The organism is Pantoea sp. Cr_R13 (assembly GCF_029222565.1).
Lineage (GTDB): Bacteria > Pseudomonadota > Gammaproteobacteria > Enterobacterales > Enterobacteriaceae > Pantoea > Pantoea eucalypti.
The window spans coordinates 117,659-139,808 of record NZ_JARHXL010000003.1; the positions used below are offsets into that span (position 1 = coordinate 117,659).

Sequence of the window (22,150 nt, forward strand, 5' to 3'; positions counted from 1 at the left end):
AATGAGTAGCGTAGATATTCTCGTTCCCGACCTGCCTGAATCGGTTGCCGATGCCTCAGTGGCAACCTGGCACAAAAAACCAGGCGATGCAGTCACTCGCGATGAAGTGCTGGTCGAAATCGAAACCGATAAAGTGGTGCTGGAAGTACCAGCCTCTGCTGACGGTATCCTGGAAGCCGTTCTGGAAGATGAGGGTGCCACTGTTACCTCCCGCCAGATCCTGGGTCGTCTGAAAGAGGGCAATAGCGCCGGTAAAGAGAGCAGCGCGAAGTCTGAAAGCAAAGAGTCTACCCCGGCTCAGCGTCAGACTGCGTCACTGGGAGAAGAGAGCAACGATGCGCTCAGCCCGGCTATCCGCCGCCTGATTGCAGAGCACAATCTTGACGCCTCACAGATTAAAGGCAGCGGTGTTGGCGGACGTCTGACCCGTGAAGATGTTGAAAAATACCTGGCCAACAAGCCGCAGGCGGCTAAAGCGGCAGCACCTGCTGCTGATGCGGCTACCACGCAGCAGCCAGTGGCTAACCGCAGCGAAAAACGCGTACCGATGACGCGTCTGCGTAAGCGCGTTGCTGAACGTCTGCTGGAAGCGAAGAACAGCACCGCGATGCTGACCACCTTCAACGAAATCAACATGAAGCCCATCATGGATCTGCGCAAGCAGTATGGTGAGGCCTTCGAGAAGCGTCACGGTGTGCGTCTGGGCTTTATGTCCTTCTACATCAAAGCGGTTGTTGAAGCGCTGAAACGCTATCCGGAAGTGAACGCTTCTATCGATGGAGAAGATGTGGTTTACCACAACTACTTCGACGTCAGCATTGCGGTCTCTACCCCTCGTGGTCTGGTTACACCAGTCCTGCGTGACGTTGATGCGCTGAGCATGGCGGACATCGAGAAGAAAATCAAAGAGCTGGCAGTGAAAGGCCGTGACGGCAAGCTGACAGTGGAAGATCTGACCGGCGGTAACTTCACCATTACCAACGGCGGCGTCTTTGGTTCACTGATGTCTACCCCGATCATCAACCCACCGCAGAGCGCCATCCTGGGCATGCACGCCATCAAGGATCGCCCGATGGCGGTCAATGGTCAGGTTGTAGTGCTGCCAATGATGTATCTGGCGCTCTCCTACGACCACCGTCTGATCGATGGTCGTGAATCAGTTGGTTACCTGGTTGCAGTGAAAGAGATGCTGGAAGATCCGGCGCGCCTGCTGCTGGATGTCTGATTTTCACCGGGCGCGCCTGGCGCGCCCAACCTCAATACTCTTTTCAGACCTGAATGGATAGAACATCATGAACTTACACGAATACCAGGCGAAACAACTGTTTGCACGGTATGGCATGCCTGCACCAACGGGTTACGCCTGTACTACACCACGTGAAGCGGAAGAAGCTGCCTCTAAAATTGGCGCAGGCCCGTGGGTAGTTAAATGTCAGGTTCATGCCGGTGGCCGCGGTAAAGCGGGCGGTGTGAAAGTAGTTAACAGCAAAGAAGAGATTCGCGCCTTTGCTGAAAACTGGCTGGGCAAACGCCTGGTGACCTATCAAACAGATGCAAACGGCCAGCCGGTAAACCAGATTCTGGTTGAAGCGGCAACCGATATCGACCAGGAGCTCTATCTGGGCGCTGTGGTCGATCGCGCAACGCGTCGCGTCATTTTCATGGCGTCGACTGAAGGCGGCGTGGAAATTGAAAAAGTGGCGGAAGAAACCCCGCACCTGATCCATAAAATGGCGCTGGATCCCCTGACCGGCCCGCAGCCTTACCAGGGCCGTGAGCTGGCATTCAAACTTGGCCTGACTGGCAAGCTGGTCGGTCAGTTCACCAAGATCTTCATGGGTCTGGCGACACTGTTCCTGGAGCGCGATCTGGCAATGGTTGAGATCAACCCGCTGGTGATTACCAAGCAGGGCGACCTGATCTGCCTGGACGGTAAACTGGGTGCCGATGGCAATGCCCTGTTCCGTCAGCCAGAACTGCGTGAAATGCGCGATCCAAGCCAGGAAGATCCACGTGAAGCACATGCGACACAGTGGGAACTGAACTATGTTGCGCTGGAAGGCAACATCGGTTGTATGGTTAACGGCGCAGGTCTGGCGATGGGTACCATGGACATCGTTAAGCACCATGGCGGTCAGCCAGCCAACTTCCTTGATGTCGGCGGCGGCGCGACCAAAGAGCGCGTAACTGAAGCCTTTAAAATCATCCTGTCTGACGATGCGGTTAAAGCCGTTTTCGTTAACATCTTCGGCGGTATCGTACGCTGTGACCTGATTGCCGACGGCATCATCGGCGCAGTGGCTGAAGTGGGTGTGAACGTGCCAGTAGTGGTACGTCTGGAAGGTAACAACGCCGAGCTGGGCGCCCAGAAACTGGCGGACAGCGGTCTGAACATCATTGCAGCAACCAGCCTGACAGACGCCGCACAGCGTGTTGTTGCTGCCGCGGAGGGTAAATAATGTCCATTCTGATCGACAAAAACACCAAAGTCATTTGCCAGGGTTTCACCGGTGGCCAGGGGACTTTCCATTCTGAGCAGGCGCTGGCTTACGGCACCCAACTGGTTGGCGGCGTGACGCCAGGCAAAGGCGGCACGACTCACCTCGGCCTGCCGGTGTTCAACACCGTACGCGAAGCCGTAGAAGCGACGGGCGCAACCGCCACCGTGATCTATGTACCCGCACCATTCTGCAAAGATGGCATCCTGGAAGCGATCGAAGCGGGCATTAAACTGATCATCACCATCACCGAAGGTATTCCGACCCTGGATATGCTGACCGTGAAAGTGAAGCTGGATGAAGCAGGCGTGCGGATGATTGGTCCAAACTGCCCGGGTGTTATCACCCCTGGCGAATGTAAGATCGGCATCATGCCGGGCCACATTCACCAGCCGGGCCGCGTTGGTATCGTATCGCGTTCAGGTACGCTGACCTATGAAGCGGTTAAGCAGACCACTGACATCGGCTACGGCCAGTCAACCTGCGTCGGCATCGGCGGTGACCCGATCCCAGGCTCTAACTTCATCGACATTCTGAAAATGTTCCAGGATGATCCACAGACTGAAGTTATCGTGATGATCGGTGAGATCGGCGGTAGCGCTGAAGAAGAAGCCGCAGCCTTCATTAAAGAGCACGTGACCAAACCGGTTGTGGGCTACATTGCTGGCGTAACCGCGCCAAAAGGCAAGCGTATGGGCCATGCAGGCGCCATCATTGCCGGTGGTAAAGGCACGGCAGATGAGAAATTTGCTGCGCTGGAAGCGGCAGGCGTGAAAACCGTTCGCAGCCTGGCTGATATCGGTGATGCAGTTAAAGCCGTATTACCGGCCAAATAAGTCAGCGTCATCTGAAACTAAGCCACCTTCGGGTGGCTTTTTTTATGCCCGTTTTCTACGGGCATAATGCTGGCAGTGAAAACGAAGAATACGTTGTTAAAAAACCTGCTCACGGTTTATCACGTTAAGGAAAAGTGGCAAAGGTAAACTATTTCTTCATGTCTTATTTCATTAATGACAATTTTTTAACAGGAAACTGACCCAGCTCTATCTGGAAACTTATTACGTTAATCCAGATCAATAAATCACGTTTTATATCCAACTATATCTCTGGCAAAGCGCAACGCTAAGGGCGTAAATTGCGCTGCATCAATCCAGCCTTTTACACAAATTTTCATACGTCTGCTCAACCCGGGATGACACCCACTTTTCTCCTGTTAAAGCAGCCGTTAATAAAGTGCTGATTGGCATTTTTCAGAGCTGCTTCATTCGTTACTCGCCTTTTCGGGCAGCTCACAGACCTGTTCTGCTGGTAATAAAAAACTGGAATCAATAAACAGTCGTTCCTGACTCTGATTACGTTCGATCTGATCGCGCGCGTGACGGAGACAAAGCGAGGAGCAAGGAGTCCTTATGTTAGATATCGTCGAGCTGTCGCGGTTACAGTTTGCCTTAACGGCGATGTACCATTTTCTGTTCGTCCCTTTAACGCTGGGTATGGCGTTTCTGCTGGCGATCATGGAAACGGTCTATGTCCTGAGCGGTAAACAAATTTATAAAGATATGACGAAGTTCTGGGGCAAGTTATTTGGTATTAACTTTGCGCTGGGCGTCGCTACCGGCCTGACCATGGAATTTCAGTTCGGAACAAACTGGTCATATTACTCTCACTACGTCGGCGATATCTTCGGCGCGCCGCTCGCCATTGAAGGTCTGATGGCGTTCTTCCTGGAATCGACCTTTGTCGGCCTGTTCTTTTTTGGCTGGGATCGGCTGGGTAAAGTGCAGCACATGGCGGTGACCTGGCTGGTCGCTCTGGGCTCGAATATGTCTGCGTTGTGGATTCTGGTCGCCAACGGCTGGATGCAGAACCCTATCGCTTCAGAGTTCAACTTCGAAACCATGCGCATGGAGATGGTCAGCTTCTCAGAGCTGGTGCTGAACCCTGTGGCACAGGTGAAATTCGTTCACACCGTCGCGGCCGGTTACACCACAGGCGCGATGTTTATCATGGGCATCAGTGCCTGGTACATGCTGAAAGGCCGCGACTTCGCCTTTGCTAAACGCTCGTTCGCTATCGCGGCAAGCTTTGGCATGGCGGCGGTGCTGTCAGTGATCGTGCTGGGTGATGAGTCTGGTTATGAAATGGGTGACGTGCAGAAGACCAAGCTGGCCGCGATTGAAGCGGAGTGGGAAACCCAGCCGGCGCCAGCGTCCTTTACCCTGTTTGGCTTGCCCGATCAGGCCACTCAGGAGAACCGGTACGCCATTCAGATCCCCTGGCTGCTGGGCCTGATTGCCACCCGATCCACGGATACGCCGGTGACGGGCCTGAAAGAGTTAATGGCACAGCATGAGGTGCGCATCCGCAACGGTATGAAAGCCTACGCCTTGCTGAACGAACTGCGCGGTGGCAGTCAGGATCTGGCGTTACGTGACGCGTTCAACAGTCACAAACAGGATCTCGGTTACGGTCTGCTGCTGAAACGCTATACCGATAACGTGGCGGATGCGACAGAAGCGCAGATCAAACAGGCGACGCAGGACTCTATCCCGCGTGTTGCCCCGCTTTATTTCGCCTTCCGTATCATGGTGCTGTGTGGTGTTCTGCTGCTGGGCATTATCGCGCTGGCGTTCTGGAGCGTGTTGCGTAACCGCATCGGTAAAAATCGCTGGTTACTGAAAGCGGCGCTGTTTGGTATCCCGCTGCCGTGGATCGCAATCGAATCCGGCTGGTTCGTCGCGGAATATGGTCGTCAGCCCTGGGCTATCGGTGAAGTTCTGCCGACTGCGGTGGCGAACTCTTCTCTGACTGTAGGCGATCTGTTGTTCTCGATGATCCTGATTTGCGGACTCTACACGCTGTTCCTGGTGGCTGAGATGTACCTGATGTTCAAATTCGCCCGCCTTGGGCCGAGCAGCCTGAAAACCGGGCGTTATCATCATGAGCAGATCACGGCAACCACGCAGCCGGTTCGGGGATAAGGAGAGCGACCATGTTTGATTATGAAGTTCTGCGCTTTGTCTGGTGGCTGTTGATTGGCGTGCTGCTAATCGGCTTTGCCATCGCAGATGGTTTTGATATGGGCGTCGGCATGCTGACGCGCATTCTGGGTCGCACCGATACTGAGCGTCGCATTATGATTAACAGTATCGCCCCACACTGGGACGGCAACCAGGTCTGGCTTATAACTGCCGGTGGCGCACTGTTTGCCGCCTGGCCGATGGTCTATGCGGCGGCCTTTTCTGGCTTCTACGTGGCCATGATTCTGGTGCTCGCCTCTCTGTTCTTCCGTCCGGTTGGCTTCGATTACCGCTCGAAGATTGAAGACAACCGCTGGCGCGGTGCCTGGGACTGGGGCATCTTCATCGGCAGCTTCGTGCCGCCGCTGGTCATTGGCGTGGCGTTTGGCAACCTGTTACAAGGCGTGCCGTTCCATGCCGATGAGTATTTGCGTCTGTTCTACACCGGCAACTTCTTCCAGCTGCTGAATCCGTTTGGCCTGCTGGCGGGTGTGGTCAGCGTGGCGATGATTCTGGCACAGGGCGCAACCTATCTGCAGATGCGCACCACGGGTGAACTGCATCTGCGTTCACGCACCGCAGCACAACTTGCCGCCCTGGTGATGATGGTCTGCTTCATCCTGGCCGGTGTCTGGGTGAAATATGGTATTGATGGCTATGTGGTGACCAGCACGATGGATCACTTTGCTGCCTCTAACCCACTGGGTAAAACGGTAGTGCGTGAGGCAGGTGCCTGGATGGTCAACTTCCAGAACCATCCTGTGTTGTGGCTGTTCCCGCTGCTGGGCGTGGTGTTGCCGCTGCTGACCATATTTTGCTCGCGGGTTGAGAAGGGTGCCTGGGCATTCCTGTTCTCTTCACTGACGCTGGCCTGCGTCATCATGACCGCCGGCATTGCGATGTTCCCGTTCATCATGCCATCCAGCACCGTGCCGGGTACCAGCCTGACGATGTGGGATGCAACGTCCAGCCTGCTGACGCTGCAAACGATGACCGTTGCCGCCGCTATCTTTGTCCCAATCATTCTGATTTACACCACCTGGTGTTACTGGAAGATGTTTGGTCGTATCACCAAAGAGCATATTGAAAGCAACAGTCACTCACTCTATTAATTAAGGAGAAGTCGCATGTGGTATTTTGCCTGGATTCTCGGCACGTTGCTGGCCTGTGCCTTTGGTATCGTGACCGCGCTGGCGATTGAACATGTTGAAGCGCAGGATGAGCCTCACTGATGCGTACGCCAATTCGGATGCTGTATGATCTGATGGATAAGGGCCCGTTACGGGCCCTTTCACTGCTGCTGGCGCTGCTGGCGGCAGGCGGCGTGATGTGGGACCCGACCCGCTTTGCTAACCACGCGGGTCAGCTGCCCGCGCTGCAGGGTCTGGTGCTGATCTGGGCGGTCTGCAGTGGTGTGATTCACGGTACAGGCTTCCGGCCACAGCAAACCCGATGGCAGGCGCTGTTTAGCCCGTTACCCGCCATGCTGGTGTTATTTATCGCGCTTTACCGTTTTTACCTGTAACCCCCCACCTCACCAGCGCTGTCAGTGAATATTTGTCAGCGTCTGGTCAATTAATCTTCCTGAAATCGTTCCATTTGTTACCGAGCGATAATTATTTTCGCCTGGCTCTGACGAGCCATTCCCAACCCCAATTCTCTTGCGTATAGTAGCAACGTTTAAAACGAGGCCGGGATGTAGAGTGAGTACAACGCTGTTTCGCTGGCCGGTTCGGGTCTACTACGAAGATACTGATGCCGGTGGTGTGGTTTATCACGCCAGCTATATCGCTTTTTATGAACGAGCACGTACCGAAATGTTGCGACAGCACCATTTCAATCAGCAGACGCTGTTAGAACAGCAGATCGCTTTTGTGGTACGGCGCATCACGGTGGACTATCTTGCAGCGGCGCGTCTTGATGACCTTCTGGAGATCCAGAGCGAGGTCACCTCAATGACTCGGGCTACCATGACGTTCACTCAGCGTATCGTGAATACTGAAGGCAAAGTGCTCAATGAGGCAGAGGTCCTGATTGCCTGCATTAACCCTCATCTAATGAAGCCGATTGCGCTTCCCAAGTCTATTGTCGCGGAGTTCAAGCAGTGACTGACATGAACATTCTTGATTTGTTCCTGAAGGCGAGCCTTCTGGTCAAACTTATCATGTTGATTTTGATCGGCTTTTCTATTGCCTCCTGGGCCATCATTATTCAGCGCACACGTATTCTGAATGCGGCGGGAAGAGAAGCTGAGGCATTTGAAGACAAATTCTGGTCCGGCATCGAACTCTCCCGACTGTATCAGGAGAGCCAGGAGCGTCGGGAAGAGCTGGGCGGCTCGGAGCAGATTTTCTACTCCGGCTTTAAAGAGTTCGCCCGACTGCACCGCGCTAACAATCATGCGCCGGAGGCGGTTATTGATGGTGCAAGCCGTGCAATGCGCATCTCAATGAACCGTGAGCTGGAAGCGCTGGAAAACCACATTCCGTTCCTCGGTACTGTCGGTTCAATCAGTCCCTATATCGGGCTGTTCGGTACTGTCTGGGGGATCATGCACGCCTTTATCGCGCTGGGCGCGGTGAAGCAGGCAACACTGCAGATGGTGGCACCGGGTATCGCTGAAGCATTGATTGCAACCGCAATCGGTCTGTTTGCGGCAATTCCGGCGGTAATGGCGTACAACCGTCTGAACCAGCGCGTCAACAAACTGGAGCAGGGCTACGACAACTTCATGGAAGAGTTCACTGCCATTCTGCATCGCCAGGCTTTCTCCAGCGATAGCGCTAAGTAAATAGAGGTTAATGATGGCCAGAGTACGTGGTCGCAAACGCCGCGACCTGAAGTCGGAAATCAACATCGTTCCGCTACTGGACGTCCTGTTGGTGCTGCTGCTGATCTTCATGGCAACGGCACCCATTATTACCCAGAGCGTGGAAGTGGATCTGCCTGATGCGACCGACTCTAAAACCGTTTCCAGCGATGATAATCCGCCGGTAATTGTTGAAGTGGCGGGCGTGGGGCAGTACAGCCTGGTCGTGGATCACGATCGTATGGATCAGCTCCCCCCCGAGCAGGTGATCAGCGAAGCGCAGCGTCGACTGGAAGCAAATCCTAAGACGGTGTTTTTGATCGGGGGCGCGAAAGAAGTGCCTTACGATGAAATCATTAAAGCGCTCAACCTGCTGCACCAGGCGGGTGTTAAATCTGTCGGTTTGATGACGCAGCCGATTTAAAATCGAACCGTTTTTTGGGAACCGAGTGTGTCGAAGGCAACCGAGCAAAACGAGAAGTTAAAGCGCGCGATAATCATTTCGGTGATTCTGCATATCGTGTTGATCGCGCTCCTGATTTGGAGCTCGTTTAATGAGCACGTTGACCCCAGCAGTGCGGGTGGCGGAGGCAGCGATATTGATGCTGTGATGGTCGATCCCGGTGCCGTCGTGAGTCAATACAATCGTCAGCAGAACCAGCAAAGCGACAGCCAGCGGGCTGAGCAGCAGCGTAAAAAGCAGGCGCAGCAGCAGGCGGAAGAGCTGCAACAGAAACAGGCTGCTGAACAGCAGCGTCTGAAAGCGCTGGAAAAAGAGCGTTTAGCCGCGCAGGAAACCGCGAAAGAAGAGGCTAAACAGCAGGCTGAGCAGCAGAAAGCGGCAGAAGACGCCGCTAAACAGGCTCAGGAACAGCAGAAAACGGCCGAAGCGGCAGCAGCTAAAGCCAAAGCCGATGCGAAAGCTCAGGCGGATGCCCAGGCCAAAGCGACCGCCGAGCAGGCGAAGCAGGCCGCGGCTGAAGCAAAAAAGCAGGCTGATCAGCAGGCGAAAGCCGCTGCTGCCGCTGCGGCAAAAGAGAAAGCCGTTGCGGAAGCGAAGGCAAAGTCTGAAGCGGATGCAAAAGCGGCGGCTGAGGCCAAAGTGAAAGCGGCTGCGGATGCCAAAGCTAAAGCCGCCGAAGAAGCGAAAGAGAAAGCCGCAGAAGCGAAAGAAAAAGCCGCAGAAGCGAAAGAAAAAGCCGCAGAAGCGAAAGAAAAAGCTGCTGAGGCAGCGAAAGAGAAAGCCGCTGAGGCTGCTAAAGAAAAAGCTGAAGCCGCCAAAGAAGCTGCCAAAGAGAAAGCTGAGGCGGCAAAAGAGGCCGCTAAAGAGAAGGCCGAAGCTGCTGCTAAGGCGAAAGCTGATGCGGCTGCCAAAGCGAAAGCCGATGCTGCCGCGAAAGCCAAAGCAGATGCCAAAGCGAAAGCTGCCGCCGATGCGGCCAATGACAGCGATGTTGATGATTTGCTGGGTGGACTCACTTCCGGTAAAAATGCACCGAAAAGCGGCACCTCAGGTGGCGCAGCGGGGCAGGGCAACCAGAAGAAAGCGGGGGCATCGGGCGCTGAGATCAACTCCTACATGGGTCAGGTCGTGAGTGCGATTCAGAGCCGATTCTACGATGCCGATCTGTATCGCGGAAAAACCTGTGATTTGCGGATTAAACTTGCGCCTGATGGCTTGTTGATTGATGTTAAGTCAGAGGGTGGTGATCCCGCGCTCTGCCAGGCCGCGATTGCTGCTGCCAAACAGGCACGTATTCCGAAGCCGCCTTCTCAGGCGGTCTACGAAGTGTTTAAAAACGCCCCGATGCGTTTTAAACCGCAATAATGCAGTCACGGTCGGCAAGTTGATCTATGTTTAGCTTGCCGTACTTATGTTGTACTCGTGGTTTCCAGGAACAGTGCCAATTATCGTGGACTGAGGTTCAGATAAGGGAGATAAAATGAAGCAAGCTCTTCGCGTTACGTTAGGCTTTTTTATCCTGCTGTGGGCAGCCATGCTGCATGCAGAAGTTCGAATTGAGATCACCCAGGGTGTGAACACCGCGCGCCCGATTGGCGTGGTGCCGTTTAAATGGGCCGGTTCTGGTGCAGCGCCGGAAGATGTCGGCGGCATCGTGGCGGCTGACCTGCGCAACAGTGGCAAATTCAATCCACTGGATCGCTCACGTCTGCCACAGCAGCCAACCAGCGCGCAGGAAGTGCAGCCTGCCGCCTGGAGCGCACTCGGCATTGACGCCGTTGTCGTCGGTCAGGTCGCGTCGAACCCGGATGGCAGCTATCAGGTCTCTTACCAGCTGGTCGATACCGGCGGTGCGCCGGGTACTGTGCTGGCACAGAACTCGTATAAAGTGACGAAGCAGTGGCTGCGCTATGCCGCTCACACTGCCAGTGACGAAACGTTCCAGAAGCTGACAGGCATTAAGGGCGCTTTCCGCACCCGCATCGCCTATGTCGTGCAGACCAACGGTGGTCAGTTCCCTTATGAACTGCGCGTCGCTGACTACGATGGCTATAACCAGTTCGTCGTGCATCGTTCACCACAGCCACTGATGTCGCCAGCCTGGTCTCCGGATGGCAGCAAAGTGGCCTACGTGAGCTTTGAAAGCGGCAAGTCCGCGCTGGTGGTCCAGACGCTCTCTAACGGTGCCATCCGTCAGGTTGCCTCTTATCCGCGTCACAACGGTGCCCCGGCATTCTCGCCAGATGGCTCTAAGCTCGCTTTCGCGCTCTCTAAAACCGGTAGCCTGAATCTCTATGTGATGGATCTGGCTTCAGGTCAGACGCGTCAGGTGACGGATGGTCGTTATAACAGTACTGAACCGACCTGGTTCCCGGACAGCCAGACTCTGGCTTATACCTCCGATCAGGCGGGTGCCCCTCAGATCTATAAAGTCGGTCTGAATGGCGGCACGCCACAGCGTATTACCTGGGAAGGCGGTCAGAACCAGGATGCGGATGTGGCAACAGATGGTAAATCTATGGTGATGATTAGCACCAACGGTGGTGCTCAACACGTCGCCAAACAGGATCTGGAAACGGGAGCCGTTCAAACGTTAACGGACACGTTCCTGGATGAAACGCCGAGCCTGGCACCAAATGGCACAATGGTAATCTACAGCTCTACTCAGGGTATGGGTTCCGTGTTGCAGTTGGTTTCAACCGACGGCCGTTTCAAAGCGCGTCTTCCGGCAACTGATGGACAGGTAAAATTTCCTGCCTGGTCGCCGTATCTGTAATGTCTGACACTTCAGACATCGCAAACAATAAACAATAATGGGATTTTTGAAATGCAACTGAACAAAGTGCTGAAGGGTTTGATGCTGGCTCTGCCGGTTCTGGCAGTAGCGGCTTGTAGCTCACACAAAAACAACAACAATGACCAGACTGGCATGGGTGCTGATGGCGCTTACGGTGCAAATTCTGGCATGAACGGCAACGGCGGCAACATGTCTTCTGACGAGCAGGCTCGTCTGCAGATGCAGCAGCTGCAGCAGAACAACATCGTGTACTTCGGTCTGGACAAATATGACGTTCAGTCTGATTACGCACAGATGCTGGATCAGCACGCAACTTTCCTGCGCAGCAACCCATCATACAAAGTGACCATCGAAGGTCATGCGGATGAGCGCGGTACGCCGGAATACAACATCGCCCTGGGCGAACGTCGTGCTAACGCCGTTAAGATGTATCTGCAGGGTAAAGGCGTGTCGGCTGATCAGATGTCTATCGTTTCTTACGGTAAAGAGAAGCCAGCCGTTCTGGGTCATGACGAAGCAGCGTATTCTAAAAACCGTCGTGCCGTTCTGGTCTACTAAGAGAATCACATGGTTAGTAACTTCAGACGTCATCTGTTGAGTCTGTCGTTACTGATTGGCGTAGCGGCCCCCTGGGCCGCTAATGCCCAAGCGTCAATCAGTAGCGTTGGCTCCGGCTCGGTCGAAGACCGTGTCACCACTCTTGAACGAATCTCTAATGCCCAGGCACAGCTGATGCAGCAATTGCAGCAGCAGATGAGCGATAACCAGCGTGATATTGATGCGCTGCGTGGGCAAATCCAGCAAAACACGTATCAGTTGAATCAGGTGGTTGAGCGGCAGAAGCAGCTTTACCAGCAGATTGACACGCTGAGCAGCGCCAGCAGCAACGGCGGGCAACAGGCAGCCGGCAGCGATGCCGCAGCAGATACAGGCGCAGCAGCAACCGCAGGCGCGGCAGCATCAACGGAGAGCGCACCTGCGCAGACCGGCGATGCGAACAGCGATTACAATGCGGCTGTGGCGCTGATTCTGGAGAAGAAACAGTATGACCAGGCGATCAGCGCGCTTCAGGCGTGGGTAAAACGTTACCCTGATTCGACCTATCAGCCGAATGCGAATTACTGGTTGGGTCAGCTGAACTACAACAAAGGCAAAAAGGACGACGCGGCTTATTATTACGCCACGGTAGTGAAAAACTATCCGAAGTCGCCGAAAGCTGCAGAAGCGTTGTTGAAAGTGGGTGTGATCATGCAGGAGAAAAAAGACACGGCGAAAGCCAAAGCGGTCTTCCAGCAGGTGATCAAACTTTATCCAGACACTGAATCTGCTAAACAAGCTCAGAAACGTCTGAGCGGTCTGTAATTTGTCCGGTTCAGACCAGATATCGTGTGATTTCTGGTCTTGCCGTATGAAAGGTAAGCAACTGAAGCGTTTAGCAGAAATAAGAGTTGCGCTACCCCGCTAAATCAGTAATATATGCCGCCGTTGCCGGGACACATTGAAAAGTGTCTGGTAAGCCTGAAGATGGGTCGTTAGCTCAGTTGGTAGAGCAGTTGACTTTTAATCAATTGGTCGCAGGTTCGAATCCTGCACGACCCACCATCTCCTTCAGACGCGCTTTTACCGCGCAGTTTCAAGAAGAACACTTCAGCATTGCTTCACAACCTAAGATGGGTCGTTAGCTCAGTTGGTAGAGCAGTTGACTTTTAATCAATTGGTCGCAGGTTCGAATCCTGCACGACCCACCATCTTATCTCAGCCGCCTGGTGCGCTGAACGGTTGTAAGCCCCCAGCGGGTCGTTAGCTCAGTTGGTAGAGCAGTTGACTTTTAATCAATTGGTCGCAGGTTCGAATCCTGCACGACCCACCAATTAAGAAAGAAGCGCCCTTTGGGCGCTTTTTTCGTTTCCGGGGCACGGACTTTACCGTGCAGGGTGAGAACCTGCAGCAGGTTCGACTGAATCGCCCGGCGATTCAGGCTGATGCGTCAGCATCACCCGGAGGGCGAGGCCCCGGATGGGCCGAGGCAATCCTGCACGACCCACCAATTAAGAAAAGAGCGCCCTTTGGGCGCTTTTTTCGTTTCTGCAGTATCTATTTATTATTCAAAAGCACAATGCATCTGGCATTTAAGATAGTGATCAAGCCTGGCCTGTATCGCTATGAGATCCAGCCTGCGCAGAGAACACGGTCAGATCGGAAAGACGCAAAATCCGTCATCCATGACACGCTCGGCCCGCTCCGTCCCTGGAGCGGGACGCTTTCCTCCTCTGACCGGGTTCCCTGCGCTTTAAACTCATTTATTACGGTCAGATTCAGCCGGATGATGGTTTGCCAGCAGATTGGAAGCTTTTTATGGCGCTTTTATTATTTCTGCGATACTGCTTGTGCAAGTCTGGGTGATAACCTGCATCTCTGTATCCATCCTCACGGCTTTTTCTTCACCTTCGCCACTGCCAGGCTCTCCCAGATATGCATCACCGCATAGCTGCGCCAGGGACGCCAGGATTGCGAGCGCGCTTCTGCTTCTTTAGATGACATACCGCCCAGGTTATTACGGATGGCGATATCCTCTTTGGGAAAGGCATCCGGCCAGCGCAGGGCGCGCATCGCGATATAGTGCGCGGTCCAGGGACCAATGCCCGGCAGGCTGACCAGCTTTTTTATCACCTCATCAGGCGGCTGCGCGGCACTGAGACGCAGATCGCCGCTGGCGCAGGCGGTGGCAAAGGCGATGATGGCGCGGGAGCGGGCAGCGCTGACGATGCCCATCGGCGCAACGTCATCCACCGTCAGCGCTGCGATGCGTTCAGGAAGCGCGGTGTAGCGGGTCAGGTCGGCAAAGGGCGTTTCACAGGGCTCGCCAAAGGCGGCGGCAAAACGGCTACTGACTGTGGTGGCGGCTTTGACGGTCACCTGCTGGCCGATAATAGCGCGCACGCCAAGTTCAAAAGCGTCGAAGGCGCCCGGCACACGCAGACCAGGATGTGCAATCAGGCTGGGTGCCAGCAGCGGGTCCTGAGCCAGACAGGCGGCGATACGCTGCGGCTGCGCGTCCAGGTCAAACAGATCGCGCAGGCGGCGCAGCAGCAGCGGCAGAACCGGCGTCAGTGAGGTTGAGAGCGTCACCTGCAGCGCGTTCTTCTGCGGCAGATGGGATACACTGACCCAGCCCCGAAAACGTCCCAGCGCCACGGTGCGTCGCCAGCAGCCATCTTCCACTGCCTCAACTTCCTTCATCAGGTGTGTCTGCAAAAACCAGAGCATCGCCGCCCAGTCGTAGGGCGGGCGATAGGCCAGCCGCAGCGTCACACGGTCGCCGGGCTGCGCACGCTTCGCGCCTGTATCCTCGCGACGCAGCGCGCTTGGCGTCATGCGGTAGCGAGCCTGGAAAACATCATTAAAACGGCGCAGACTGCTGAAGCCACTGGCGTAGGCGACCTCTGTGACCGGCAGTTGCGTTTCTGTCAGCAACTGCTTGGCCAACAGCATTCGCCGTGTCTGCTTCAGCTCCAGTGGTGAGACGCCGAGTTCATGTTGCACGATACGGCGCAGCTGACGCAGGCTGAGACTGAACTCAGCGGCAATCGCCTCCAGACCTTCGCGCTCCTCCAGCATGCCTTCCTCAATGCGCTGAATCAGCTGCTCCGCCACGCGATGCGGCTGATCGACAGGCGCATTGCCGGGAGCCAGCTCAGGCCGGCAGCGCAGGCAGGGGCGAAAGCGCGCTTTCTCCGCCGCCTCGGCGCTGCTGAAGAAAAGACAGTTTTTCTGCATCGGCGCTTTGACCGGGCAAATTGGGCGACAATAGATACCGGTTGAGGTCACGCCCACAAAGAAAACGCCGTCGAAGCGGGTATCACGTGAGGTCAGCGCCTGATAGGCAATGTCGGGATCGAGCATGGCATTTCTCCGGTAAATAAGCGCAGCCTACAGGGGGGAATCCTGGCAGACTGGCTGTTTTCGGACAGCACAACAGTTTATAACCATGACCGAAAACAGCCAGTCAGGCTGATGAAAAGTGCGATACTGGACGACGGAACCGTGACGGGAGAATCACCATGTACTACTTCAAACTGATAGTTACCCCGGTGGGCGAGCTGAAGCTGGTCGCCAGCGATATCGGCCTGGCGGGGATTTTGTGGGAAAACGACGATCCGAAACGCACCCGGTTTTTACCTCAAACGCGCAATGACGATCATCCCATTCTGATTGAGACCGCGCGTCAGCTCAGCGAGTACTTTACCGGTGCGCGACGCTGTTTTGAGTTGCCGCTCGACATGGCCGGCACCGACTTTCAGAAAAAAGTCTGGCAGGCGCTGGTGGCAATACCGTTTGGTGAGACGCGCAGCTACAGCCAGATTGCACGGGAGATCGGCCATCCACAGGCGGTGCGGGCGGTCGGCGCGGCCAACGGCCGTAATCCACTTTCCATTGTCGCACCGTGCCATCGCGTGATCGGTGCCAACGGCAAGCTGACCGGCTTTGCGGGCGGCCTGGAGACCAAAGCTTTCCTGCTGGCACTGGAAGCGCCGCAGAAAACGCTGGTGCTGGCAGATGAAACGCAGCCGGGCAGGGTCGGTGCTGTAACGCAGGCAGAGTAAAAATCTCACGACACAGTGTGGCTTTTCCGCTATCGTGTTTAGCATATAAAACACGACGGCGTATTCATCGCCAAAATTCGCCTCCTCAGGTGATTTTCGTTAATTAGACAAAACGAGAGCTGTGTCATGAGTGTAATGTTCGATCCTGAAAGCGCCGTTTATCCTTTTCCACCGAAACCCGCCCGCCTGAGTGACGATGAGAAGACGTTTTACCGTGAGAAAATCAAAGCGCTGCTGAAAGCGCGAAACGCGGTGATGGTGGCGCACTATTACACCGATCCGGAAATTCAGGCGCTGGCGGAAGAGACAGGCGGCTGCGTCTCCGACTCGCTGGAGATGGCGCGTTTCGGCAGCAATCATTCGGCGACCACGCTGCTGGTGGCGGGCGTTCGCTTTATGGGTGAAACCGCCAAAATCCTCAGCCCCGAAAAAACCGTGCTGATGCCAACCCTGCAGGCGGAGTGCTCACTGGATCTCGGCTGTCCCATTGAGGAGTTTAACGCCTTCTGTGATGCGCATCCCGATCGCACCGTGGTGGTCTATGCCAATACCTCGGCGGCCGTCAAAGCCCGCGCCGATTGGGTGGTCACTTCCAGCATTGCGGTAGAGCTGATTGAGCATCTCGACAGTCTGGGTGAAAAGATCATCTGGGCACCGGATCGCCACCTTGGCCGCTACGTCACCCGTATGTCGGGCGCAGATGTGCTGTGCTGGCAGGGCGCCTGCATCGTGCATGACGAGTTCAAAACCCAGGCGCTGCAGCGCATGAAAGCGCTCTATCCCGATGCGGCGGTGCTGGTGCATCCTGAGTCACCGCAGGCGATTGTCGATCTGGCGGACGCGGTCGGCTCGACCAGCCAGCTAATTCAGGCGGCGAAATCCCTGCCGCATCCGCAGATGATTGTGGCGACCGACCGCGGCATCTTCTACAAAATGCAGCAGGCGGTGCCGGATAAAGAGCTGCTGGAAGCGCCGACCGCGGGTGAAGGGGCAACCTGCCGCAGCTGCGCGCACTGTCCCTGGATGGCAATGAACGGCCTTAAAGCCATCGCAGAGGCGCTGGAGTCGGGTGGGGTGGAACATGAGATTCAGGTGGATGAGACGCTGCGAGAGGCGGCGTTACTGCCGCTTAATCGCATGCTATCCTTTGCAGCGGAACTTAAACTCAATGTGAAGGGCAACGCCTAAGCGTTCCCGGACAGGTGCTCTGCATGGACTTCTTCAGCACACATAATATTCTGGTTCATATTCCTCTGGGTGCCGGAGGCTACGATCTCTCATGGATTGAGGCCATCGGCACGCTGGCGGGCTTACTCTGTATCTGGTTTGCCAGCCTGGAAAAAATTATTAACTATCCGTTTGGCCTGATTAACGTCACGCTGTTTGCGGTGATCTTCTTTCAGATCCAGCTCTATGCCAGCCTGCTGCTGCAGCTCTTCTTCTTTGCCGCCAATCTCTATGGCTGGTACGCATGGAGCCGACAGACCGAAGATCATCAGGCGGCGCTGAAAATTCGCTGGCTGCCGCTGCCTAAAGCGCTGGCCTGGACAGCAGGGTGTGTGATTGCGATTGCGCTGATGACCCTCTATATCGATCCGGTGTTTGCGCTGTTAACCCGTGCGGCGGTAACGCTGATGAACGCTCTGGGTCTGTCGGTGGCGATGCCTGCGCTGCAGCCGGATGCCTTCCCGTTCTGGGATTCCTGCATGATGGTGCTGTCTATTGTCGCGATGGTGCTGATGACGCGCAAATATGTGGAGAACTGGCTGCTGTGGGTCATCATCAACGTGATTAGCGTGATGATCTTCGCCCGTCAGGGTGTCTATGCGATGTCGCTGGAGTATGTGATTCTGACGCTGATTGCGCTGAACGGATCACGTATGTGGATCCGCAGCGCGCGGCAACAGGGTTCCCGCGCGCTGTCAGCTCAGTGAGTGTGCTTGTCGCCTTTAACATGAGCATGGTCATGGTCGTGAGAATGACTGTGGTCATGGCCGGTGGCAGTCGCACTGCCTGAGCCGAGTTCACACTCGGCACCGGCGCAGGGCTGGTACTCCATCTGCACCGTCGCGTGCGCGATCTGATAGTTCTCGCGCAGATAGTCGTGAATGCGATGCAGCAGGGCATCATGATCGTAAGGCGGGATCACCTGCGCATGCAGCGTCAGCATCGGCTTTTCGCCCACCTGCCACAGATGCACATGGTGAACATTGCGCACCTCGGCGATGCTCAGGGTGAGATCCCGTGTCAGCTTGTTCACATCCAGTGAATGCGGTGCCCCTTCCAGTAACTCCTGCAGACTCTCACGCAGCAGCGACCAGGCACTGCGTAGCACCAGCAGAGACACCAGCAACGACAGTATCGGGTCGATGGGCGTCCAGCCGGTCAGCATTATAATTACTGCCGCCACAATCGCGCCCACTGAACCGAGCAGGTCACCCATCACATGCAGCGCCGCGGCCCGCACGTTGAGGTTCTTCTCTCCGCTGCCGTGATGCAGCAGCCAGAACGACAGAATATTGGCCAGCAGGCCGCCGATCGCGATTCCCAGCATCAGTCCGCCGGTCACCGGTTGCGGGTCGGCAAAGCGGCGCACTGCTTCCCAGACAATCAGCGCAGTTATGCCGAGCAGTGCAATGGCGTTAACAAATGCGGCTACCGTGGTCAGACGCAGCAGGCCAAAGGTGTGACGTGCATTGGGTTTACGGCGTGAGAAATGGACCGCCAGCAAGGCCATCAGCAGTGCGGCGGCATCGGTCAGCATATGCCCGGCGTCCGCCAGCAGCGCCAGTGAACCAGAGAGCCAGCCGCCAATGACTTCGGCAACCATGAAGATGACGGTCACCCCGAAGGCGGCCGCCAGACGCGTGCGATTACTATCCTGCCCGCTATGAGTGTGGGTATGTGCCATAAGTTTCCAGTTTTTTCAGTAACCTGTTTGCTAATAATATCAGTAATTGCCACGTCTCAGACGGGTCCTGATGCTGTTTTACCTGCTCCGTCAGTTGCTGGCTGAGCTGCGCGCCATGCTCCAGCCCCACCAGTAAAAAGCTTCCTTTCATCCTGTGTGTCGCCTCAGCGAACTGCGTCCAGTCCGCACGATCATGCGCCCCCTGCATCGCGGCCAGATCCTGCGTAACCGTGCTGTGCAGCGTCTGGCTCAGACGGCTGAGGAATTTTTCATTCTGCTGTGCCAGTTGCCACAGATTGTCATCCAGTGACGCCAGCGGATCGTCCTGCCACGCCTGCTGCCACTCTGCCAGTAACGCGCTGAGATCGGCTAACTGCACCGGTTTGATCAATACCCGCTCCCGCTCCTCAAGCGAGCGCGACAGCAGCTGCGCATCAGCCGAGCAGAGTACCCGCATCGCCTGCCGTCTCCGCTGGCGGTCACGCCGACGCAATATCCGCAGCAGCAGCGTGCCGTCGGGACGTGGCATCATCTGGTCAATAAACAGCAGGTCGTAAGGTTGCTGCGCATCGGCCTGCAGCAGCGCTCGTCCCTGCTCAAAGATGTCAGCCTGAATGGCAAAGCGTGCCAGCTGCTGCTGCATCACCAGCAGGTTGGTCGGGTGGTCATCAACAATCGCCACCCGCAGCTGCGGAAAACCGGGCAGGGTGGATTCATCCATGTGGTTTGCTGGCGTGCAGATCTCAAGCGGCAGCGTCACAGTGACCTGAGTGCCGAGCCCCGGTTCTGAGGCGAGCCGGATATCGCCGCCCATCCGCAGCACTATTTCGCGGCAGATAAACAATCCCAGACCGCTACCCTGCACCGAAACCGATTTTCCGGACGGCGCCTGATACCAGGGATCAAACAACTTCTGCTGTTCCTCCGATGGGATACCGCTGCCGCTGTCGCTCACTGTGAGAATCAGCTGTTGATCCTGGGCAGCCAGGGTCAGGCGAATCGTGCCGTGACGCGTAAATTTCAGTGCATTGGTCATCAGGTTGTTGATCACCTGCTGCAGGCGATCGGCATCGATGAGCACCGTGTCAGGCAGCGGCGTCAGCGCCTCGACAATCAGATGCGGCCCGTCACCGCGCATTAACGGGTGATAAAAGTGCTGCTGCTGACTGAGCCATTGCGCCAGCGCCAGTGGACGGGGTGCCAGGGTAAAACTGTTGCTCTCAATGCGGGCATGGTCCTGCAAGTCATTCAGCAGCGTCAGCAACGATTGAGCGCTGCTGTGAAGCAGCGTCAGGTTCTGGCTGCTGTGTTGCTGTTTTTCCAGCTCAAGCAGCCCCAGGATAGCCTGCATCGGCGTGCGCAGCTCATGACTGACGGTTGCCAGAAACTGGCTTTTCATCGCATTGGCATGCTCTGCCTGTTCACGCTGCTGACGCTCGCGGCGCTGTTGCCAGTAACGGCGTGCCAGCAGCAGCAACAGCAGCACAATGGCCGCACCGGCCACCGCCAGCACCATCATTGGCAGCGAACCCATTGCCATCACGCTGCCGGGCTGCGGCGGGGTAGACCAGCTGTCGCGCATCTGGCTCTGGGTATCAGCCGGGATCTGCTGCAGAGCACGATCCAGCAGCGTGCGCAGCACCGCCTGGTCGGGTGTGACGCCGAGCGCGATGGGCCAGGCGATGTCGCTGGCGGCAAAGGCCAGGTGGATGCGCGCATCATCGCGGCTGGCAATACGCCAGCGGGCGGAAAGCACATTATCGACCAGCACATCGATCTGCCCTTTTGCCAGCGCGTCATAAAGGCTATTACGGTCGGCAAACTGCAGGGGCTGCAGATCCGCAGGCAACAGGCGCAGCGCCAGGTCATCCTGCAATACACCAATCCGTTTGCCCCGCAGGTCGCGCCAGTGCGCCAGCGTGTCAGACTGGATGCTGTAGATGCCCCACAGCGCCCGCCACACCGGCAGCGACGTAGTCTGCATCGCATCGCCGTTCAGCGGCTGCATCAGCTGCAGCATCGCCTGCTTTTGCTCAATCAGGGTGCGTGCCTGACGGGGATTGCTGACCCATACCGGCTCAAACTGCAATCCTGTGCTCTGTGCTATCGCTTTCAGCAAGTCCACGCCATAACCTCTGGCGGTGCCGCTGGCATCGCGGTAGCTCCAGGGATAGTTGTCCGGTTCGGCGGTGTAAGTAACGCGCGGATGATCGGAGATCCAGGCGCGTTCTGCGGAGCTGAGCATCAGGGTCTGCGTATCCTGATAGCGCGGCAGGTTACTGCTCCAGCGCGCCTGTAGCGTGTTCATCAGTTCCGCTGGCAACTGACGCAGGCTCTGATTAATCCAGCTGATAAGCTGAGGATCACGTGCCACCGCGCGCAGGTTGAGCTGTCCGGCCTCGATGTGAGAGGCGATCTGGTAAATCTGGCCCTGCTGAAGCTGGCTTAACAAAAAACCGGCGCTGGTCTCATCCGCCACCACATAGTCATTCTGCTGATTGAGCAGGGTGTAGAGCGCCTGCAGATCGCTGCTGTAGCGTCTGAAGCTGTGGCGGGCCGCCAGCGCGGGCGGCAGTTGGGCCAGCGTGCTGTCGCTGATCGCCAGTTGGGCATTCTGGCTGTTAAACATCACGGCACGCTGGTTTTGCTGATTGCGGTAGACCCGCAGCGGGCTGCTGTACCAGTTATCGCTGCTCAGGGTGCCGGCTGGCAGGGGCGTGACCCACATGCCCAGCGCGAAATCAATCTGGCCGCTGCTCAGTGCCTGCATGAGATGCGGCTGATCGCTGTACAGGTTGAGGGTGAACTGCGCGCCGGTCAGCTGTCGCAGCGCGGAAAGATAGTCGGCATTGATGCCATAGAGGTCATTGCCGATGCGCATTGTCCAGGGCGCGTGGTTCTCTTCCAGCAGGCCAACGCGCAGAATTTTGCCCTGCATGGTTTCCGCGTGCGTCACCGGCAGCATCATCGGCAGATTGACGCTGCTCACCGGACGCACCTCAGCCAGCGCGGAGCCGCACAGCAACAGCAGCATCAGCAGAAAAACTC

Annotated in this window: 20 protein-coding genes, 3 tRNA genes and 1 other RNA gene; 21 read left to right on the forward strand and 3 right to left on the reverse strand. The window is 56.2% G+C overall.

The window, feature by feature from the left end:
* The first annotated feature begins 1 nt into the window (after position 1).
* The 18 genes from odhB (at position 2) to P2R09_RS01750 (ending at position 13,634) form a co-directional block, all read left to right on the forward strand.
* On the forward strand, positions 2-1,225 hold the full coding sequence (gene odhB, locus P2R09_RS01665) for a 2-oxoglutarate dehydrogenase complex dihydrolipoyllysine-residue succinyltransferase (protein WP_275766513.1): 1,224 nt from the start codon (positions 2-4) through the stop codon (positions 1,223-1,225).
* A gap of 67 nt (positions 1,226-1,292) precedes the next feature.
* The gene (gene sucC, locus P2R09_RS01670; protein ID WP_003853151.1) at positions 1,293-2,459 is read left to right on the forward strand and encodes an ADP-forming succinate--CoA ligase subunit beta; all 1,167 of its coding nucleotides are present in this window, start codon (positions 1,293-1,295) and stop codon (positions 2,457-2,459) included.
* Positions 2,459-3,334 (forward strand): succinate--CoA ligase subunit alpha, encoded by an 876-nt coding sequence (gene sucD, locus P2R09_RS01675; protein ID WP_003853148.1) that lies wholly within the window; start codon positions 2,459-2,461, stop codon positions 3,332-3,334. Before sucC ends, sucD begins: the two co-directional genes overlap by 1 nt.
* A 573-nt stretch (positions 3,335-3,907) precedes the next feature.
* The gene (cydA, locus tag P2R09_RS01680; RefSeq protein WP_275766521.1) at positions 3,908-5,479 is read left to right on the forward strand and encodes a cytochrome ubiquinol oxidase subunit I; all 1,572 of its coding nucleotides are present in this window, start codon (positions 3,908-3,910) and stop codon (positions 5,477-5,479) included.
* Between the two features lie 11 nt (positions 5,480-5,490).
* Entirely contained in the window at positions 5,491-6,630 is a 1,140-nt protein-coding gene (gene cydB / locus P2R09_RS01685) for a cytochrome d ubiquinol oxidase subunit II (RefSeq protein ID WP_275766523.1), read from the forward strand.
* 15 nt (positions 6,631-6,645) lie between these two features.
* Entirely contained in the window at positions 6,646-6,750 is a 105-nt protein-coding gene (cydX, locus tag P2R09_RS01690) for a cytochrome bd-I oxidase subunit CydX (RefSeq protein WP_072040350.1), read from the forward strand.
* Entirely contained in the window at positions 6,750-7,043 is a 294-nt protein-coding gene (gene ybgE, locus P2R09_RS01695; RefSeq protein ID WP_008925028.1) for a cyd operon protein YbgE, read from the forward strand. Before cydX ends, ybgE begins: the two co-directional genes overlap by 1 nt.
* A 178-nt stretch (positions 7,044-7,221) precedes the next feature.
* On the forward strand, positions 7,222-7,626 hold the full coding sequence (gene ybgC, locus P2R09_RS01700; protein WP_003853144.1) for a tol-pal system-associated acyl-CoA thioesterase: 405 nt from the start codon (positions 7,222-7,224) through the stop codon (positions 7,624-7,626).
* Complete coding sequence (gene tolQ, locus P2R09_RS01705) at positions 7,623-8,309, forward strand: Tol-Pal system protein TolQ (RefSeq protein WP_003853142.1); 687 nt, start codon at positions 7,623-7,625, stop codon at positions 8,307-8,309. Before ybgC ends, tolQ begins: the two co-directional genes overlap by 4 nt.
* 13 nt (positions 8,310-8,322) lie before the next feature.
* A complete protein-coding gene (gene tolR, locus P2R09_RS01710; RefSeq protein WP_003853140.1) occupies positions 8,323-8,751 on the forward strand; it encodes a colicin uptake protein TolR in 429 nt (142 codons plus the stop codon).
* Between the two features lie 27 nt (positions 8,752-8,778).
* Complete coding sequence (tolA, locus tag P2R09_RS01715) at positions 8,779-10,155, forward strand: cell envelope integrity protein TolA (protein ID WP_275766530.1); 1,377 nt, start codon at positions 8,779-8,781, stop codon at positions 10,153-10,155.
* A gap of 115 nt (positions 10,156-10,270) precedes the next feature.
* The gene (gene tolB, locus P2R09_RS01720; protein WP_275766532.1) at positions 10,271-11,566 is read left to right on the forward strand and encodes a Tol-Pal system beta propeller repeat protein TolB; all 1,296 of its coding nucleotides are present in this window, start codon (positions 10,271-10,273) and stop codon (positions 11,564-11,566) included.
* 51 nt (positions 11,567-11,617) lie between these two features.
* A complete protein-coding gene (gene pal / locus P2R09_RS01725) occupies positions 11,618-12,145 on the forward strand; it encodes a peptidoglycan-associated lipoprotein Pal (protein ID WP_003853135.1) in 528 nt (175 codons plus the stop codon).
* Between the two features lie 9 nt (positions 12,146-12,154).
* On the forward strand, positions 12,155-12,949 hold the full coding sequence (cpoB, locus tag P2R09_RS01730) for a cell division protein CpoB (protein WP_003853134.1): 795 nt from the start codon (positions 12,155-12,157) through the stop codon (positions 12,947-12,949).
* A gap of 164 nt (positions 12,950-13,113) precedes the next feature.
* Positions 13,114-13,189: transfer RNA gene (locus tag P2R09_RS01735), tRNA-Lys, on the forward strand.
* A 70-nt stretch (positions 13,190-13,259) separates the two neighbouring features.
* Positions 13,260-13,335: transfer RNA gene (locus P2R09_RS01740), tRNA-Lys, on the forward strand.
* Between the two features lie 46 nt (positions 13,336-13,381).
* A tRNA-Lys gene (locus tag P2R09_RS01745) sits at positions 13,382-13,457 on the forward strand.
* Between the two features lie 43 nt (positions 13,458-13,500).
* A non-coding RNA gene (locus P2R09_RS01750) (RtT sRNA) lies at positions 13,501-13,634 on the forward strand.
* 380 nt (positions 13,635-14,014) lie between these two features.
* Here the strand turns inward: P2R09_RS01750 and P2R09_RS01755 are convergent.
* Positions 14,015-15,490 (reverse strand): AlkA N-terminal domain-containing protein, encoded by a 1,476-nt coding sequence (locus P2R09_RS01755; RefSeq protein ID WP_039659187.1) that lies wholly within the window; start codon positions 15,488-15,490, stop codon positions 14,015-14,017.
* 158 nt (positions 15,491-15,648) lie between these two features.
* Between P2R09_RS01755 and P2R09_RS01760 the strand changes: the two genes are divergently transcribed.
* The 3 genes from P2R09_RS01760 to pnuC all read left to right on the forward strand — a co-directional run bounded on the left by P2R09_RS01760 (position 15,649) and on the right by pnuC (position 18,125).
* The gene (locus P2R09_RS01760; RefSeq protein ID WP_275766539.1) at positions 15,649-16,191 is read left to right on the forward strand and encodes a methylated-DNA--[protein]-cysteine S-methyltransferase; all 543 of its coding nucleotides are present in this window, start codon (positions 15,649-15,651) and stop codon (positions 16,189-16,191) included.
* A 126-nt stretch (positions 16,192-16,317) separates the two neighbouring features.
* Positions 16,318-17,379, forward strand: coding sequence for a quinolinate synthase NadA (gene nadA / locus P2R09_RS01765; protein WP_033762596.1), 1,062 nt, complete (start codon positions 16,318-16,320; stop codon positions 17,377-17,379).
* Positions 17,380-17,402: 23 nt separating this feature from the next.
* On the forward strand, positions 17,403-18,125 hold the full coding sequence (gene pnuC, locus P2R09_RS01770) for a nicotinamide riboside transporter PnuC (protein WP_275766542.1): 723 nt from the start codon (positions 17,403-17,405) through the stop codon (positions 18,123-18,125).
* On the opposite strand, the gene zitB is transcribed toward pnuC, so the two are convergent.
* Positions 18,119-19,102 carry a CDF family zinc transporter ZitB gene (gene zitB / locus P2R09_RS01775; protein ID WP_275766544.1) on the reverse strand — a complete coding sequence of 328 codons (984 nt, stop codon included), beginning with the start codon at positions 19,100-19,102 and terminating at the stop codon, positions 18,119-18,121. The two genes, pnuC and zitB, sit on opposite strands and share 7 nt — an antisense overlap.
* Positions 19,080-22,136, reverse strand: coding sequence for an ATP-binding protein (locus P2R09_RS01780; protein ID WP_275767257.1), 3,057 nt, complete (start codon positions 22,134-22,136; stop codon positions 19,080-19,082). The genes zitB and P2R09_RS01780 overlap by 23 nt, the downstream gene beginning before the upstream one ends.
* Positions 22,137-22,150: the final 14 nt, after the last annotated feature.